Genomic DNA, 17,406 nt, shown 5'->3' with positions numbered 1-17,406 from the left:
AAGAAAAACTGCGTCACCCTGCACGCTTTACAACTAACTTTCTTGTCAAAGAAAAAAAACTCGTTAATTTTGTTAATTCTATCTAGTTGAACATCTTATCCGTTTTTAACGAGAACCTCGGCAGCGAAGTATGTTTTAGAACTGCCCATTATGAGTTGTAATCTTATCCATGTTTAAATTCTACAAAAAACAGAAATTTAAGCGCCTTCAGAGTACACTGATGACCGCATTTCTGGTGCTCAGTATCACACCTCTTACCATTACTGCGATCTTTTTCTTGCAGTCCCACAGTAAAGATCTGCAAGAACAAAGCACCTCGCACTTACTGTCTGTTCGAGATACAAAACAGCAGCAAATCATCGACTACTTTGAGGCACGAGAAACCGAAGTCATGGGCTTTGTGCGCTCAGAGTTGGCTTACGCCAGTGGTGGCCGATTCTACGGTCTCGTCAATGCTTTTAGTCGTTTAGGCAATGATATTGAAGAGTCTCGTAAAAACGCCCAACAGCGCTACATCGAGGGCAGCGGAGACCAAATCAAAACCTCAACGTTACCCGAGTCATCCAACTATGTAGGAAGTGAACGTTACCGGCTTTTACATAAACGCTATCATTGGGCCTACTTAGAGCTCCTCAAGCGCTCTGATTTTAATGACATTTTGCTGGTAGACATCAATGGTAACGTCACCTACTCGATCAACAAAGACGATAACTACGGAACGAACTTGTTATCAGGCCCCTACAAAGACTCGGCACTTGGCAAAACTTTCAAGCGTCTCGCCGATGATGTGACTGAACGTCGAAAAGTAAACGAAGACTACACTCCTGTGATTGTGTCTGACTTCGAGCTGGAAGGGGGGAAATCAGTCGCTTGGCTAGGTGCACCAATTGTTCAGCAAGGTTATCTACACAGCTATGCCATGTTCCGCTTGCCAAATAATGGCATCACTAAGTTAGCCGCAGACGCTAATCGAGAGTCATCCATTAACACCCTGCTGGTTGGAAATGATCACCAACCTCGCACAATTAACACGAAACAAGACGACATTAAGAACAGTTTAGAAGTGATCGATAAAGCACTCTCTGGTGCGTTTGGTGTCGGCACTTACACGAACGGCTTAGGTGAAGAAATCATCGCGGCTTATGCACCGATTGAAACTCGTGGTGTGATTTGGGCGCTCGTCGTACAGTTACCAGAAAACGAAGCTTTCGCTCGTATCCATCAACTCGAAAAACTATTCGTTATCGCTATGTTGATCGCCATTATCCTTGTGGTGATAGCTTCTCACTATTTATCAAACTTTATCACTTCTCCGTTGCTGAAATTGACTTGGGTTGCCGAAAAGGTCTCTGCAGGGGATCTTGATGACACGTCTTTTAATACGGTTCGTAAAGATGAAATTGGTCGGCTTGCGTTAAGCTTTGAACGAATGCAACGCTCTATTCGAGAGAAGATTCAAACCATTAAGAAGCAAAATGAAGAACTAGAAAGCAACATACAGATCATTCAAAAACAGAATGAAGAACTGCAATTGGCCGATAAATTAAAAGATGAATTCTTAGCCACGACTTCTCATGAACTTCGTACACCGTTACACGGCATGGTCGGGATTGCTGAAACCTTAGCGTCCGGCGCCAATGGTGCGATCCCCGCTAGCCAGAAATATCAGCTTGATATCATCATTAAAAGTGGTCAGCGTCTCGCTAATCTAGTCGATGACTTGTTGGATTATCATAAAATGCGTTATGGAAGCATGGATATCCAGAAATCAGCAGTGAGTTTGGGCAGTGCAACACGATTGGTTTTAGAGCTTTCTAGCCATTTACTCGGAAGTAAAACCATCCGCATCATCAACCAAGTCCCAGCGGATTTAAAAGCAGTGTCAGCTGACCCGCAACGCCTTGAACAAGTGCTATATAACCTGATTGGCAATGCGATTAAATACACCTCAGAAGGTAAAATTGTTATCTCCGCTAATGTGGTAGATGATCATGTACGCGTACAAGTCGTGGATACTGGACAAGGAATTCCCGCAGAACAACTTGAACATATTTTTGAACCACTCATCCAAGCAGGGCAAGACGCGAGCCGTTATCGTCAAGGTGCAGGACTTGGGCTCTCCATTAGCCGTCAATTGATCGAATTAATGGGAGGCTCGTTATACGTCAGTAGCCAACCAATGGTCGGAACTACCTTCAGTTTCACTTTACCGCTCGCCAGTGAAGAAGAAATCCAAGCAACCCAGACTCTAGCTGCGCACGGGCACTTCCAAATTCCTGAAGTTAATGTAGAGAACAGCGAAGACTTATCACTTCCAGAGAACCCAGACGGCCCGTTACTGTATGTTGCTGACGATGAACCAGTAAACTTACGCGTGCTTGAAAGCTTTTTACGTTTAGAGGGCTATCGTGTGCGTACCGTCTCCGATGGGCCAGAAACGTTAGCGCTCGTCGAGCAAGAGAAGCCGGAACTTCTGTTATTGGATATCATGATGCCAGGCATGAGCGGCTACCAAGTTTGTAGTGAACTACGTGAAACCTATGATCATGCCGAGTTGCCAATCATTATGCTCACCGCACTCAGTCAAACAGAAGATCGTGTAAGAGGTTTTGAAGCAGGAGCCAACGACTATTTATCGAAACCATTTAATAAACAAGAGTTGGCGGCACGTATCCAAGCGCATTTAACGGCAAGTAAAGCAGAAATGCGCCATATGGAAAACAAAGTGTTAGAGTCTGAACTTAGACAGCGAGCAGTCGTTGAAGCAAGCTTACTTGAGACTCAAGGTCGTTTGTTGGAACAGCTAGAATCGGCTCCTGAAGCAATCATCTGTCTACGTGAAGACAAGCGTATTCGCTTTGCTAACGAAGCTGCTTGTAAGCTATTCAAGCGCAGCTTAGAACAGCTAAAGCGCTCATCTGCTGATGAGCTGATTGCCCCTAAATATCTAACCGTCAAACAACCTCATTACTGTGGCAAGATTGATATCTATATTGAAGATATTCGTCAGAACATCGAAGCAGACATTCTTAAGCTCCCTGAAGGTTCAGGGTTAGATATCATGTACATCTTTAATGTCGGCGGTGGAGCCAGTGCCGCTCGCATACATAATCTAGAAACCGCCGTAGAAGTGCTTTCAAGTTATGCATTTGATGGTGACAAAGACCAATTGCAAAAGCTAAAAGAGCTTGGCGGAGAATTTACGCGCCTTGCAGACAAAGCACTCGGTAATAAAAAGGACAAGCAAGAACTTATGCGAGAAGTTCTAGTAGACGCAATGACACATGCTTTAGAGTATTGGGAATCTGTAACGGGTGAAAGTAAGTTCGCATTTGCAGAGCAAAGTGGCTTGTGGCGCGTTTATCTAGACCGTAGTACTTTGCAAACACGCACTTTAGATAAATACATGCGTATAGAAACATTACCCAAAACACCACGTTGGAGAACGGTGCTAAGCTCGATAGAGTTCATTCTCGAACACTGCAAAGAACAGAGCCCCGAGAGAGCATACATAGAAGCACAACGAGATAAACTACAGCGACTATTGACCAGCTAATATTTATCAAAAAACTAGCCCAGCGTGCATGCTGGGCTTTTTTGTTATTCGAGTATTCCCTTCCTAGAGATAAAAGAGACCGCCTCTTCCTACCCCGTTAACATATTTCCAATAACGAACATTCGGTTAGACAACGCTATCTATTGTTGGTATTCAAAACGTACGACCTTATCCATTTAACTTGTCTTAACTAGGTAAGTTCGAGCAACCGAAAAACTTCATTCATACAACAAAAAAAGGACAACAAACGGAAGAAAACTGTCGATAAAAAAGGCCATTTTTCAGATAACAAGCGGATTTTGACGAACTATTGATAGAGATTGCGAACTTAATCACAACAGAACGGCAGATTAATTTTTAGCTGATTAATTAACACCATTTCTGCATGTGAGCGAGATCTCCGAACCTAGAAACCAAGCAGGAAACGTATATTTAAAAAGGACCAACAGGTTAGTAATCACCAACACTCATTATTAACAAGGATATAAACTGCGACGCATATCAACGTTTATTTTTTGGCCCAATGCTGGTTAAAATTAGCCAAAATAACGTTTATAACGGAGAGCTCAGAGATTTTAACGTTTTTAACGGGAATCAAGTTTGATTATTTTATGGATAAGGTGTTTTCTTACTCCTGCCTAAGGCCTACAGGCCACTCTTGGCGAAACTCAATGTTGTAATGAGTAAGGCATGTACAAGAGGTAGGTCTTAGAGAGTGTTTATCAATTGATGACATTCAATTCCATTTAGTGAAATGAAAGCAAATAGTAAGGAACAGCTATGCTTGCCAATATTAAAAAAACAGCACTAGCAACAGCAATTATTGCAACGGCTACTACAGGTTTTGCATCGGTAGCTACTGCGGCTGAACGCAGTGAACTGACTATCCACCCTAAAGAGTTTACAACTTTCGTTCGTAACTTTAACCCTTTCTTGGGTGCAACTAACCTGCACACAACAACCGACTTTATTTACGAGCCGCTCGTTGTTTTTAACGAAATGCACGGTAACACGCCTGTATTTCGTCTAGCAGAAAACTTTACCATGGCTGATGACCTGATGAGCGTAACCTTCGATATCCGTAAGGGCGTAAAATGGTCTGATGGCAAAGCGTTTACCGCTGATGACGTTGTTTATTCTTTCAACCTAGTGAAAGAGAAGCCAGAGCTAGACCAGTCTGGTATCAACTCTTGGGTGACTGGCGTAGAAAAAGTTAACGACTACCAAGTTAAATTCCGTCTAAGCGAAGCAAACTCAAACGTTCCTTACGAAATTGCGAAAGTACCCGTCGTACCTAAGCACGTATGGAGCAAAGTAAAAGATCCAGCTACATTCACAAACGAAAATCCAGTAGGAAGTGGTCCATTTACTGAAATCGACACTTTCACACCGCAGCTATATATCCAGTGTGAGAACCCGAATTATTGGGATGCAGACAACCTAGATGTAGATTGTCTGCGTGTGCCACAAATCGCGAACAACGACCAATTCTTGGGCAAGATCGTTAACGGCGAAATGGACTGGACGTCTTCATTCGTACCAGACATCGACCGTACGTACGCTGCAGCAAGTCCGAATCACCACTACTGGTACCCACCAGCGGGTACTCAAGCATTTGTAGTGAACTTCAAAAACCCAGACGCTGCGAAAAACGAAGCGCTAACTAACGTTGACTTCCGTCGTGCGTTCTCTATGGCGCTAGACCGTCAAACTATCATTGATATCGCTTTCTACGGCGGCGGTACAGTGAACGACTTCGCATCTGGCCTTGGCTACGCATTCGAAGCTTGGTCTGATGAAGAGACACACAACAAGTACAAAGGCTACAACACATACAACGCGGAAGGTGCGAAAAAGCTTCTAGCTAAAGCTGGCTTCAAAGATGTAAACAAAGATGGCTTTGTGGATACACCATCTGGCAAGTCTTTCGAGCTTCTAATTCAATCACCAAACGGTTGGACTGACTTCAACAACACAGTACAACTAGCCGTTGAGCAACTAGCAGAAGTGGGCATTAAAGCTCGTGCTCGTACACCGGACTTCTCGGTATACAACCAAGCAATGCTAGAAGGTACTTACGACGTTGCTTACACCAACTACTTCCACGGTGCAGATCCACACTTGTACTGGGATAGTGGCTACAACTCGAAGCTACAAGCTGGTGACGGCATGCCTCGCTTTGCAATGCACTTCTACAAGAACGATAAGCTAGACGGTCTTCTTAACAGCTTCTACAAGACAGCAGATAAGCAAGAACAACTAGAGATCGCTCATGGCATTCAGAAGATCATTGCTCAGGACCAAGTAACTATTCCTGTGCTATCTGGCGCGTACATGTACCAATACAACACAACTCGCTTCACTGGTTGGTGGAACGAAGAAAACCCTAAGGGCCGTCCAAACATTTGGGCAGGTATCCCAGAGCGTCTACTTCACGTACTGGACCTAAAACCAGTTAAATAAGTAGAAGTTCATTTCAAGCGGCATACATCCCGTGTGCCGCCTATAAAAATCCCTTGTTAACGAAACCAATATGTGGCGCTCGTCGTCAGGGGATTTTTCGCTCTAAATTTCGCTAGGAGCGACCTGAAACCAGAGACAGGGAAAAAATCTGGGTGAGTAAGGTGTGAGTTATGGGTTATTTTTTAAGACGTTTGTCGTTCTATCTTGTCGCGCTCTTAGTTGCAGCGACGTTAAACTTTATTATTCCGCGAGCAATGCCTGGTGACCCAGTTACCATGATGTTTGCTAATGCTTCAGTACAGGTGACTCCAGAACGAATCGCAGCAATGAAAGAACTGCTCGGTTTCGTTGATGGGCCAATTTACATTCAGTACTTCTCGTACATTAAAAACATTCTAAGTTGGGAATTGGGCACCTCAATCCAGTTCTACCCACTTTCAGTTAATTCTTTACTAGGTAGTGCATTTGGCTGGTCACTATTTCTAGCTGGTACTGCGGTTGTACTTTCTTTCTCCATCGCTTCTGTCCTTGGTATTTTTGCCGCCTGGAAGCGCGGTAGTAAGTACGATGCATTCGTAACGCCTGGCACATTGATCATTCAAGCTATTCCACAAATGGTTATCGCAATGTTAGCGCTGTTTACCTTTGCGATTGGCCTGAAATGGTTCCCATCTGGCTATGCTTACACGCCAGGTACTATTCCTGATTGGACAAGCTGGGAGTTCATCAAGAACGTGGGTTACCACGCTGTACTACCTCTATTCTGTGCAACCATCGTTCAAATTGGTGGCTTCCTAGTTAACATGCGTAACAACATGATCAACCTTCTCGCCGAAGACTATATCACGATGGCTAAAGGTAAAGGGCTGAGTGAAAACCGCGTCGTCTTTAATTACGCTGCACGTAACGCACTACTTCCAAGTGTTACCGCACTGTCTATGTCTCTAGGTATGGCCATCGGTGGTCAATTAATCATCGAGATGATTTTCAACTACCCAGGCCTAGGTACTGTTCTATTGAACGCAATTCACGCTCGTGACTACCAAGTACTTCAAGGTCAGTTAATTATCATGACGATGTTCATGCTGTGCTTCAACTTAATGGCTGACATGCTGTACATGATTCTAGACCCTCGCCTACGTACGGGAGGCAAATAATCATGAAAGAACTATTCAAACTTATTTTAGGTAACGCATTCGCTCGCATTGGTCTTGGCATTGTTACGCTGTTCGTGTTCGTTGCGATTGCCGCTCCTTTACTTACAAAGCATGCGCCAGACAAGCGAACCGGTAACCCGCACGAATACCCAAGCTTTGTTGTAAAACAGGCACAAAACAATCCTGATGGTTGGGTCGCTAAAAACCTAGCAGACGATCGTCGTACGCTGATTATGTCTAAAAAGGCCGACCACGTATTAGGTACTAGCCGAATGGGTCGCGATATCTGGTCGCAAGTGGCTTACGGTGCACGAGTATCACTGGGTGTAGGCTTTGGCGCTGGCATCATCGTGTGCTTCTTAGCAACAGTCATTGGTATATCGGCAGGTTACTTCGGCGGCAAAGTGGATGACGTATTGAGTGCCGCGATGAACATCATGTTAGTAATCCCGCAGTATCCATTGCTATTCGTGTTGGCGGCCTTTATCGGTGAAGCAGGCCCACTCACCATTGCCTTGATTATCGCTGGTACTTCTTGGGCATGGGGTGCACGTGTTGTCCGCTCTCAAACTATGGCACTACGCGAGAAAGAGTTCGTTAAAGCTGCCGAAGTATTGGGAGAGTCTTCATTCCGCATCATCTTCGTTGAGATTTTACCAAACCTTATCCCAATTGTCGGTGCGAGCTTCATTGGCTCAGTAATGCTGGCGATCAACACTGAAGCGGTCATTTCGTTCCTAGGTTTGGGTGATGCCAACACGATCAGTTGGGGCATCATGCTTTACAACGTGCAAACCTCATCAGCCATGCTGATTGGCGCATGGTGGGAAGTACTAGCACCTTGTATTGCCCTAACACTACTGGTTACTGGTCTTGCTCTGTTGAACTTTGCCGTTGACGAAATTGCGAACCCTCAACTTCGTTCTCACAAAGGCATGAAACGCTGGAAAAAACTAGCAGCAAAAGACAAGAAAGAGCGTGAGCCTGAACTGGCACCACAAAATGCACTATGGAGCGGAGATAAATAATCATGACTGCACCACTAATTTCCATCCGTAACCTATGCGTAGACTACATCACAGACGCGGGCGATGTCCGCGCCTGTAACAACGTGAGCTTCGACATTGCACCAGGTGAAGTATTCGGTCTGGCTGGTGAATCTGGCTGTGGCAAATCCACTGTTGCCTTCTCACTAATGCGCCTTCATAAGCCACCAGCGTTTATCACAGGTGGTGAGGTTATCTTCAACGGTGAAGATATCCTTCAGTACAGCGATGATCGCATGCAAGCGTTCCGCTGGAGTGAAATGTCGATGGTATTCCAGAGTGCGATGAACGCTTTGAACCCTGTTCTAACCATGGAAGAGCAGTTCTGTGACGTCATCATGCGTCATACCAATATGACTCGCGCTCAAGCAAAAACACGCGCTGAAGGTCTGCTGGAAATCGTTGATATCCACCCTAGCCGATTGAGTGATTACCCGCACCAGTTCTCTGGTGGTATGCGTCAACGTCTAGTAATCGCAATCGCTTTGGCTCTGAACCCAAAAATGATCATCATGGACGAACCGACTACCGCATTGGATGTAGTGGTTCAACGTGAAATTCTACAAAAAATTTACGCGCTTAAAGAAGAGTTTGGTTTCTCAATTCTGTTCATCACACATGACTTGTCATTGATGGTCGAGTTCTCGGATCGTATCGGCATCATGTACTCAGGTGAGTTGATTGAAGTCGCGCCTTCTAAGCAAATTCTGGAAAGTCCTTACCACCCTTACACCAAAGGTTTGGGTAGCTCTTTCCCTCCACTAACTGGACCAAAGACCAAATTGACTGGCATTCCAGGTAACCCGTTGAACTTGCTAGAAGTTCCACAGGGCTGCCGCTTCCAAGCTCGTTGCGACCGCGTACATGAAGCATGTACACGTGTACCAACCCAATTACGTCAAATTGAACCAGGTCGCCTCTCAAATTGCCATTTGTACGGCGACACCATTGCTCAAGCTAAGGTTTAACAACAAAAAAACGCTAGCTAAGAACAAAAATTACACTGGAGAGAATTATGAGCAAACAATTCGGCGAACTGCTGATTGAGGGTAAAAATGTCGTTAAGGACTTCCCTTTAAACAGTAACTCAATCAAACAATCTAAGATGCGCGCAATCAACGACGTCTCTTTCAAAATGTACAAGAGCCGCGGCTTGTCAGTGGTAGGTGAATCTGGTTCAGGTAAGTCTACTACTGCAAAAATGATTGCAAAAATGTACGCACCAACCGATGGCATCATTGAATACAAAGGTCGTGATATCCAAGACATCACCTCTCGTCACGATTTAATGACCTACCGTGAAGGTGTACAAATGGTGTGGCAAGACCCGTTTGGCTCGCTAAACCCAACGCACAATATCTTCCACCATATTGCGCGCCCGCTGCTGATTCATAAGAAAGTAGCACCGGGCAACAAGAAAGAACTGGAAGAGCGTGTGTACGACCTACTTGAACAAGTTGGTCTTATTCCACCAAAAGAAACGGCGCAAAAGTTCCCGCACCAGCTATCTGGCGGTCAGCGTCAACGTGTAAACCTAGCTCGTAACATCGCAGTTGGTGCAGAAGTGGTATTGGCGGATGAGCCAACATCGATGCTCGATGTATCAATCCGTGCCGGTGTTCTGAACTTGATGGAAGAGATGAAGTTCGAGAAACAAATGTCTCTGCTTTACATCACTCACGACATCGCAACAGCGCGTTACATTGCTGAAGATCTCGCGGTCATGTACGTAGGTCACATGGTTGAATGGGGCGATACTGAAGAAATCATTCACGATCCTCAACACCCATATACGCAACTGTTGGTATCTGCGGTTCCAGATCCATCGAAGTCTATTCACGAGAAACTGAAAGGCAACAAAGGGGAAATCCCACTTTGGACACCCGAATCTGTCGGCTGTCCATTTGCTGGACGTTGTGTACACGCTACCGACAAATGTCGCGAACGACTACCGGGCGTCACTCAACTGTCCGACAACCACTTTGTCCGCTGTTACTTATTTGAAGATTAATCATAACGAGGGTCAGGTTCAGCCTGGCCCCTTCCTGTTTTTATCGTTTCCCGGAGACATTGAATGCTGCTACTGACTAACCACATTGGTTATGAACGTCTGGGCCCAAAGAAAGCCATTATCCAGACCGAACAACCACACTTGTCTTCTTACACTGCTCAATTGATTTGTGCCACTAGCGAGAAAACCGTGGCAACTTTTGCGGTTGAAGAACAAGGTAAAGTGGCGAACTGGCATCAGGGCTATTTCTACCTCATCGACTTTTCCTCTTTCACAACGTCAGGTGACTATTTCTTGCAAGTAGAAGATACGCGCTCTTCCTCTTTCATCGTTGGCGAACACATTCTGTTGGATCAAACTTTGTCAGATGTGATCCACTACTTCAAATCGCAACGTTGCGGCGGGATCTTCGATCAACAAGATCGACTACTTCCAGTACTAAACTCCAATAAAAAGGTTGATGTACACGGCGGCTGGTACGACGCATCAGGAGACGTTAGCAAGTATTTAAGTCACCTTTCATACGCGAATTATTTGAATCCTCAACAAACCCCAATGGTGGTTTGGAACATCCTAAAAGGGGTTTCGTTGCTTGAAGGAAGCGAAGACATTGCAGCTTTCACACGTACACGTCTGATTGAAGAAGCCCTGTTCGGTGCAGACTTTCTTGTGCGTATGCAAAACGAAAAAGGCTTTTTCTACATGACGGTCTTTGACAAGTGGAGCAAAGATACTGCGCAACGCGAGATTTGCGCGTACGAAACTCAACTTGGTCACAAATTTGACGACTATCAAGCAGGCTTTCGACAAGGTGGCGGTGTCGCCATTGCAGCGCTAGCGGCAGCATCGCGTTTAAGTGTTCACGGTGAATACGATCAACAAAAATACCGCAACGCTGCCGAAAATGGTTACTGGCACTTAAAAGAGCACAATACGCAGTACCTCAATGATGGGGAAGAAAACATTATCGACGAATACTGTGCGCTACTGGCTTGTGTAGAACTGTTTAAAGCAACCAAAGAAACTCGCTACTTGGAAGAGAGCCGTTTGTGGGCGCAACGTTTAGTTGCACGCCAAATGAGCGACGAACAGATTCAACACTTTTGGTCAGCAAACCAAGACGGCAGCCGTCCATATTTTCACGCAGCCGAAGCTGGTCTACCAGTTATTGCCCTATGCGAATATCTATCAATTGAAGACGACTCAGCACGAGCGGAATCGGTAAAACGTATCGTAAACCTAGCGTGTGAGTTTGAGATCACAATATCGAATAGAGTGATCAACCCATTCGGTTACCCTCGCCAATATGTTAAAGGCGTAAATGAGTCAAAACGCGAGGCATTTTTTGTCGCGCACAACAATGAATCCGGCTATTGGTGGCAAGGCGAGAATGCTCGACTGGGCTCACTCGCGACCATGGCGTACCTTGCTCAACCGCATATAGCGTCGCAAGAAGTACAGCAACAACTTTCTGTGTTTGCTCAAGATGCATTGAACTGGGTTGTAGGCTTAAACCCATACGACATGTGCATGCTAGATGGCCATGGTCGTAACAACCCTGATTACCTCCCTCAATATGGTTTCTTCAACGCAAAAGGTGGCGTGTGTAACGGAATCACTGGCGGCTATGAAGACGAGGAAGACATTGCATTTAACCCACCAGCACAAAAAGAAGACGTGTTACAAAACTGGCGCTGGGGCGAACAATGGATCCCGCATGGCGCTTGGTACTTACTCGCGATAATGAGTCAAGCTCAGCATGCTTCTCAGTTGGCGACCTCTAAAAATATGAAGGAAGAATAATCATGGGAATGTATTTTGTCGGTATCGATGGTGGCGGCACGTCATGTCGAGCCAGGATTAAAGATTCACAAGGTAATTTTCTTGGCGAGGCCAAAAGCGGCAGTGCCAACATCATGCTAGGTGCTGAAATAGCAATGGCTTCGATTCTTGAATCCATCACTTCGGCTACCGAGCAAGGCGGTCTGACACAACAAGATTTCGCGTCGATGCACGTCGGCTTAGCCCTTGCTGGCGCAGAGCACAAAGCATCTTGGCAAGCCTTCATGTCTCTTCCTCATCCATTTGCCAGTATGACTCTGAATACCGATGCTTACGGTGCGTGCGTTGGTGCGCACAATGGCGAAGATGGCGCAATCATGATTGCGGGAACCGGTTCTTGTGGCATCTACCTTAACGGATTGGAGCAACATGTTGTCGGTGGTCGTGAGTTCCCTATTTCGGATCAAGGTGGCGGCGCAGTGATGGGGCTACGCCTAGTTCAGCAAGTTTTGTTAGCTGAAGATGGCATCAGAGAAAAAACGCCCCTAGCACAACACGTTATGACGCATTTCGAAAATGAGGTCGACAACGTGGTGGCGTGGTCAAAACAGGCGCTTCCTCGTGATTATGGGCAGTTTTCTCCGGCTATTTTCCAACATGCGGAACAAGGCGATGCACTGGCCATTGAAATGCTGAAGCAAACCGCAGCGGATATAGAAATGTTTCTCGTGGCATTAAACAAGCGCGGCGCAACACGTATTTGTTTAATGGGCAGCATAGCTGAACGCATTGTACGTTGGCTTTCACCACCAGTTCAGCAATGGATTGTTGAGCCACAGTTTGACGCGATTGAAGGCGCAATTATGTTTGCTGGCAAACCAGAACATAACCTTTACTCGCTCAGTGCGGCGTAGGAGTAGATATGGAATATCGTGTTGATCTCGTAGTCCTTTCTGAGCAGAAACAAAACTGCCGCTTTGGCCTCACCTTTCATAACTTGAGCGACCAAGACCTAAACAGCTGGAGCTTAACTTTCGCTTTCGATCGTTACATTCTTCCAAACAGCGTTTCAAATGGTCAACTGACTCAAATTGGTAGTTTTTGCACACTTAAACCAGAAGGGGTGGTACTGGCTGCCAACCATCACTATTACTGTGAATTCAGTATTGGTTCGAACCCATTCCGTTATTACTCGGATGGCTTTAACGAAGCGATGATCAACTTTGTCGTTGATGGAAACCCACAGCGCGCACAAGTGGATGTCACGCCTATCGTATTAGCTTCACCATACCGTGAACGCAGTGAGATTCCGGCAAGTTTAACCCATGCACAGCCCTTGCTGCCAAAACCAAACCATATTGAGGTCAGCGATCACTATTTTAGCTTTGATCATCATGCTGGCGTCGCGGTTTATTCAAGCCTGGCCAATTCAGCTAAAGAATGGCTACTTGAAGAGCTTAAGCGCATTCACCAATTTGAGTTCGCATCAGACAATGGCAGTCAGATCATCTTCAAAGGCAACCCAACCTTGGATGAAGGCGCTTACAAACTGAAAGTAGCCGAAGAGTCAATCAAAATTGAAGCAGGATCTTCGTCTGGTTTTACCCATGCTTGTGCAACGTTGTTACAACTAATCAAAGTTGGCGATCAACCTAACTCAATGGAAGTAGTTTGCTGTTCAATCAAGGACAGGCCACGTTTTCGTTACCGCGGTATGATGCTGGATTGTGCTCGTCACTTTCACTCCGTTGAGCAAGTCAAACGCTTGATCAACCAACTGGCTCATTACAAGTTCAATACGTTCCATTGGCATCTCACCGACGATGAGGGTTGGCGAATTGAAATCAAATCACTGCCTCAACTGACCGATATTGGTGCTTGGCGCGGATTGGATGAGATCAATGAACCACAGTACACGCACTTTGATGAACGTTACGGCGGCTTCTACACACAAGAAGACATCAAAGACGTTATCGAATTTGCATCGCAACGAGGCATCACCATCATTCCTGAAATTGATGTACCTGGTCATTGCCGAGCCGCCATCAAGTCGTTACCACACCTATTGGTAGAAGCGGAAGATACCACCGAATACCGCAGTATTCAGCATTACAACGACAACGTCATTAACCCTGCTCTGCCGGGGAGTTATGAATTTATCGACAAAGTGCTAGAAGAAGTCTCTGCACTTTTTCCTGCGCCTTACGTTCATATTGGTGCCGACGAAGTACCTAACGGCGTATGGTCAAAAAGCCCAGCATGCCAAGCACTAATGGAACAACTGGGTTACAGCGACTACAAAGATTTGCAAGGACACTTCTTGCGTTATGCCGAAGACAAACTTCGTAAATTGGGCAAACGCATGCTGGGCTGGGAAGAGGCTCAACACGGCGACAAAGTCAGTAAAGATACGGTGATCTACTCATGGCTAAGCGAAGAAGCGGCATTGAACTGTGCTCGCCAAGGCTTTGATGTGGTGCTGCAACCAGCACAAACCACTTACCTAGATATGACCCAAGACTACGCACCTGAAGAACCGGGCGTGGACTGGGCAAACCCACTGCCACTAGAAAAAGCTTACAACTACGAGCCGCTCGCTGAAGTGCCTGCTGACGACCCAATACGTAAGCGCATTTGGGGCATTCAAACAGCATTATGGTGCGAAATTATCAATAACCAACCTCGCATGGACTACATGATCTTCCCTCGTTTAACTGCAATGGCAGAAGCATGTTGGACAGACAAACAACACCGAGATTGGACCGACTATTTATCACGCTTGAAAGGCCATCTACCTCTGCTTGATTTGCAGGGAGTGAATTACCGTAAACCGTGGAAGTAATACAAAACTGATGTCGAAACATCACGCTTGAAGAGTTTTTAAATTTTGGCTGCTGATGCAGCTTCGTAAAAAGGAAAGACACAAATGAAATACGGCTATTTCGATAACGAGAATCGCGAATACGTCATCACTCGCCCTGACGTACCAGCACCATGGACCAACTACCTAGGTACTGAGAAGTTCTGTACGGTTATCTCGCACAACGCGGGTGGCTACTCGTTCTACAACTCTCCAGAATACAACCGTGTTACTAAATTCCGTCCAAATGCGACATTCGATCGCCCAGGACACTACGTTTACTTGCGTGATGATGAGACAGGTGATTACTGGTCAATCTCTTGGCAACCAGTTGCGAAGAGCCTAGACGAAGCAAACTACGAAGTTCGTCACGGCTTGTCTTACTCTAAGTTCAAATGTGAATACAGCGGTATTACCGCAACAAAAACTCTGTTCGTGCCAAAAGGCGAAGACGCTGAAATCTGGGATGTAGTGATTAAAAACACCTCTGACAAACCACGTACGATCAGTGCATTCTCATTTGTTGAGTTCTCATTCAGCCACATTCAATCTGATAACCAAAACCATCAGATGTCTCTGTACTCGGCAGGTACGGCTTACAACGAAGGCGTGATAGAGTACGACCTGTACTACAACACCAACGATTTCGAAGGCTTCTACTACCTAGCTTCAACATTTGCCCCAGATTCATACGACGGCCAACGTGACAGCTTCCTAGGCCTATACCGTGACGAAGCAAACCCGTTAGCGGTAGAACAAGGTAAGTGTTTCAATACAGCGCAAACTTGTTACAACCACTGTGGCTCTTTGCATAAGCAATTTACTATTCAGCCGGGTGAAGAAGTTCGCTTTGCTTACATTCTCGGTATCGGTAAAGGCAACGGAGAGCGTCTGCGTGCTAAGTACCAAGACCTTGCAGAAGTCGATAACGCATTTGCGGGTATCAAAGCACACTGGGATGAGCGTTGTGGCAAGTTCCAAGTGAAATCACCAAACGAAGGTCTAGATACCATGATCAACGCTTGGACGTTATACCAAGCGGAAACGTGTGTGGTGTGGTCTCGCTTTGCTTCATTCATCGAGGTGGGAGGCCGTACTGGTCTTGGTTACCGCGATACAGCGCAAGATGCAATCTCAGTTCCTCACGCTAACCCAGCAATGACGCGCAAACGTATCGTTGACCTACTGCGCGGCCAAGTAAAAGCGGGCTACGGTCTACACCTATTCGATCCAGATTGGTTTGATCCAGAAAAAGCGGATGTTAAACCATCTAAATCTCCAACCGTAGTTCCAACACCTTCTGATGAAGACAAAATTCACGGCATCGAAGACACCTGTTCTGATGATCACCTATGGCTAGTTCCAACCATCTGTAAGTACGTGATGGAAACCGGTGAGCACAGCTTCTTCGACGAAGTGATCCCTTACGCCGACGGTGGCGATGCAACGGTTTATGACCACATGAAAGCCGCGCTAGACTTCTCGGCTGAATACGTAGGTCAAACCGGTATCTGTAAAGGTCTGCGTGCAGACTGGAACGACTGTCTGAACCTAGGTGGCGGCGAATCTTCAATGGTGTCGTTCCTACATTTCTGGGCACTGCAGGAGTTCATCGACCTAGCGAAATACCTAGGTAAGGAAGCCGACGTTGAAAAATACACCGAGATGGCAGCAAACGTGCGTGAAGCGTGTGAAACACACCTTTGGGACGAAGAAGGCGGCTGGTATATCCGTGGTCTAACGAAAAACGGCGAAAAGATCGGTACAGCGCAACAAAAAGAAGGTCGTGTACACCTAGAGTCAAACACACTTGCGGTACTTTCTGGTGCGGTATCTCAAGAGCGCGGCGAAAAAGCGATGGACGCTGTCGATGAGAACCTATTCTCTGAATACGGCCTCCACCTAAACTCACCATCTTTTGCAACACCGAATGATGATATCGGCTTCGTAACTCGTGTTTACCAAGGCGTAAAAGAGAACGGTGCGATATTCTCGCATCCAAACCCATGGGCTTGGGTAGCTGAAGCGAAACTGGGTCGTGGTGATCGTGCAATGAAGTTCTACGATGCGCTAAACCCATACAACCAGAACGACATCATCGAAAAACGTATTGCAGAACCATACTCATACGTTCAGTTCATCATGGGTCGTGACCACCAAGACCACGGTCGTGCAAACCACCCATGGTTAACAGGTACGTCAGGCTGGGCTTACTTCGCTGTTACCAACTTTATTCTTGGTGTGCGTACAGGCTTCGATGGCCTAACTATCGATCCATGTATCCCAACGAACTGGCCTGGTTTCGAAGTGACTCGCCAATGGCTAGGAGCAACGTACAACATCAAAGTCGTTAACCCAGACTCAGTAAGCAAAGGCGTTAAGTCGATTACCGTGAACGGTGAAGCTGTAAATGGTGCATCTGTACCAGTTCAAGCGGAAGGTTCAGTAAACGAAGTTATCGTTACTCTAGGTTAATCATCTTTTGGGGGAGTCCTTCTCCCCTTTTGATTTATCCGGTGCATTTATGTTTT

10 protein-coding genes are annotated in these 17,406 nt (G+C 46.0%); all 10 read left to right on the top strand.

Annotated elements, in window-relative coordinates:
• Positions 1-169 precede the first annotated feature (169 nt).
• The 10 genes from R7Q11_RS15025 to R7Q11_RS14980 all read left to right on the top strand — a co-directional run bounded on the left by R7Q11_RS15025 (position 170) and on the right by R7Q11_RS14980 (position 17,350).
• Positions 170-3,556, top strand: coding sequence for a response regulator (locus R7Q11_RS15025; protein WP_005380036.1), 3,387 nt, complete (start codon positions 170-172; stop codon positions 3,554-3,556).
• Positions 3,557-4,336: 780 nt separating this feature from the next.
• Positions 4,337-6,019 (top strand): ABC transporter substrate-binding protein, encoded by a 1,683-nt coding sequence (locus R7Q11_RS15020; protein WP_005380037.1) that lies wholly within the window; start codon positions 4,337-4,339, stop codon positions 6,017-6,019.
• Between the two features lie 170 nt (positions 6,020-6,189).
• Positions 6,190-7,176: an ABC transporter permease gene (locus R7Q11_RS15015; RefSeq protein ID WP_005380038.1), complete on the top strand. Its 987-nt coding sequence runs from the start codon at positions 6,190-6,192 to the stop codon at positions 7,174-7,176.
• Positions 7,177-7,178: 2 nt separating this feature from the next.
• Positions 7,179-8,204, top strand: a complete 1,026-nt coding sequence (locus R7Q11_RS15010) for an ABC transporter permease (protein WP_025768199.1) — start codon at positions 7,179-7,181, stop codon at positions 8,202-8,204.
• 2 nt (positions 8,205-8,206) lie between these two features.
• A complete protein-coding gene (locus R7Q11_RS15005; RefSeq protein ID WP_005386550.1) occupies positions 8,207-9,190 on the top strand; it encodes an ABC transporter ATP-binding protein in 984 nt (327 codons plus the stop codon).
• A gap of 47 nt (positions 9,191-9,237) precedes the next feature.
• The gene (locus R7Q11_RS15000; RefSeq protein WP_005380041.1) at positions 9,238-10,233 is read left to right on the top strand and encodes an ABC transporter ATP-binding protein; all 996 of its coding nucleotides are present in this window, start codon (positions 9,238-9,240) and stop codon (positions 10,231-10,233) included.
• A 63-nt stretch (positions 10,234-10,296) separates the two neighbouring features.
• Positions 10,297-12,036 carry a glycoside hydrolase family 9 protein gene (locus tag R7Q11_RS14995; RefSeq protein ID WP_167415427.1) on the top strand — a complete coding sequence of 580 codons (1,740 nt, stop codon included), beginning with the start codon at positions 10,297-10,299 and terminating at the stop codon, positions 12,034-12,036.
• Positions 12,037-12,038: 2 nt separating this feature from the next.
• Entirely contained in the window at positions 12,039-12,929 is an 891-nt protein-coding gene (locus tag R7Q11_RS14990) for an N-acetylglucosamine kinase (RefSeq protein WP_005380046.1), read from the top strand.
• A gap of 8 nt (positions 12,930-12,937) precedes the next feature.
• Entirely contained in the window at positions 12,938-14,857 is a 1,920-nt protein-coding gene (locus tag R7Q11_RS14985; protein WP_213871667.1) for a beta-N-acetylhexosaminidase, read from the top strand.
• Positions 14,858-14,941: 84 nt separating this feature from the next.
• Positions 14,942-17,350, top strand: coding sequence for a GH36-type glycosyl hydrolase domain-containing protein (locus tag R7Q11_RS14980; RefSeq protein ID WP_005380050.1), 2,409 nt, complete (start codon positions 14,942-14,944; stop codon positions 17,348-17,350).
• Positions 17,351-17,406: the final 56 nt, after the last annotated feature.

The organism is Vibrio sp. 970 (assembly GCF_033339075.1).
The sequence above is the reverse complement of the archived record's forward strand: the minus strand, read 5'-3'. Positions and strand labels throughout refer to the sequence as shown.

Coding starts and splice junctions, on each gene's coding strand:
- R7Q11_RS15015 (WP_005380038.1), top strand. CDS start 6,190: ATGGGTTATTTTTTAAGACGTTTGTCGTTCTATCTTGTCGCGCTCTTA.
- R7Q11_RS15025 (WP_005380036.1), top strand. CDS start 170: ATGTTTAAATTCTACAAAAAACAGAAATTTAAGCGCCTTCAGAGTACA.
- R7Q11_RS15020 (WP_005380037.1), top strand. CDS start 4,337: ATGCTTGCCAATATTAAAAAAACAGCACTAGCAACAGCAATTATTGCA.
- R7Q11_RS14990 (WP_005380046.1), top strand. CDS start 12,039: ATGGGAATGTATTTTGTCGGTATCGATGGTGGCGGCACGTCATGTCGA.
- R7Q11_RS15000 (WP_005380041.1), top strand. CDS start 9,238: ATGAGCAAACAATTCGGCGAACTGCTGATTGAGGGTAAAAATGTCGTT.
- R7Q11_RS14995 (WP_167415427.1), top strand. CDS start 10,297: ATGCTGCTACTGACTAACCACATTGGTTATGAACGTCTGGGCCCAAAG.
- R7Q11_RS15010 (WP_025768199.1), top strand. CDS start 7,179: ATGAAAGAACTATTCAAACTTATTTTAGGTAACGCATTCGCTCGCATT.
- R7Q11_RS14980 (WP_005380050.1), top strand. CDS start 14,942: ATGAAATACGGCTATTTCGATAACGAGAATCGCGAATACGTCATCACT.
- R7Q11_RS14985 (WP_213871667.1), top strand. CDS start 12,938: ATGGAATATCGTGTTGATCTCGTAGTCCTTTCTGAGCAGAAACAAAAC.
- R7Q11_RS15005 (WP_005386550.1), top strand. CDS start 8,207: ATGACTGCACCACTAATTTCCATCCGTAACCTATGCGTAGACTACATC.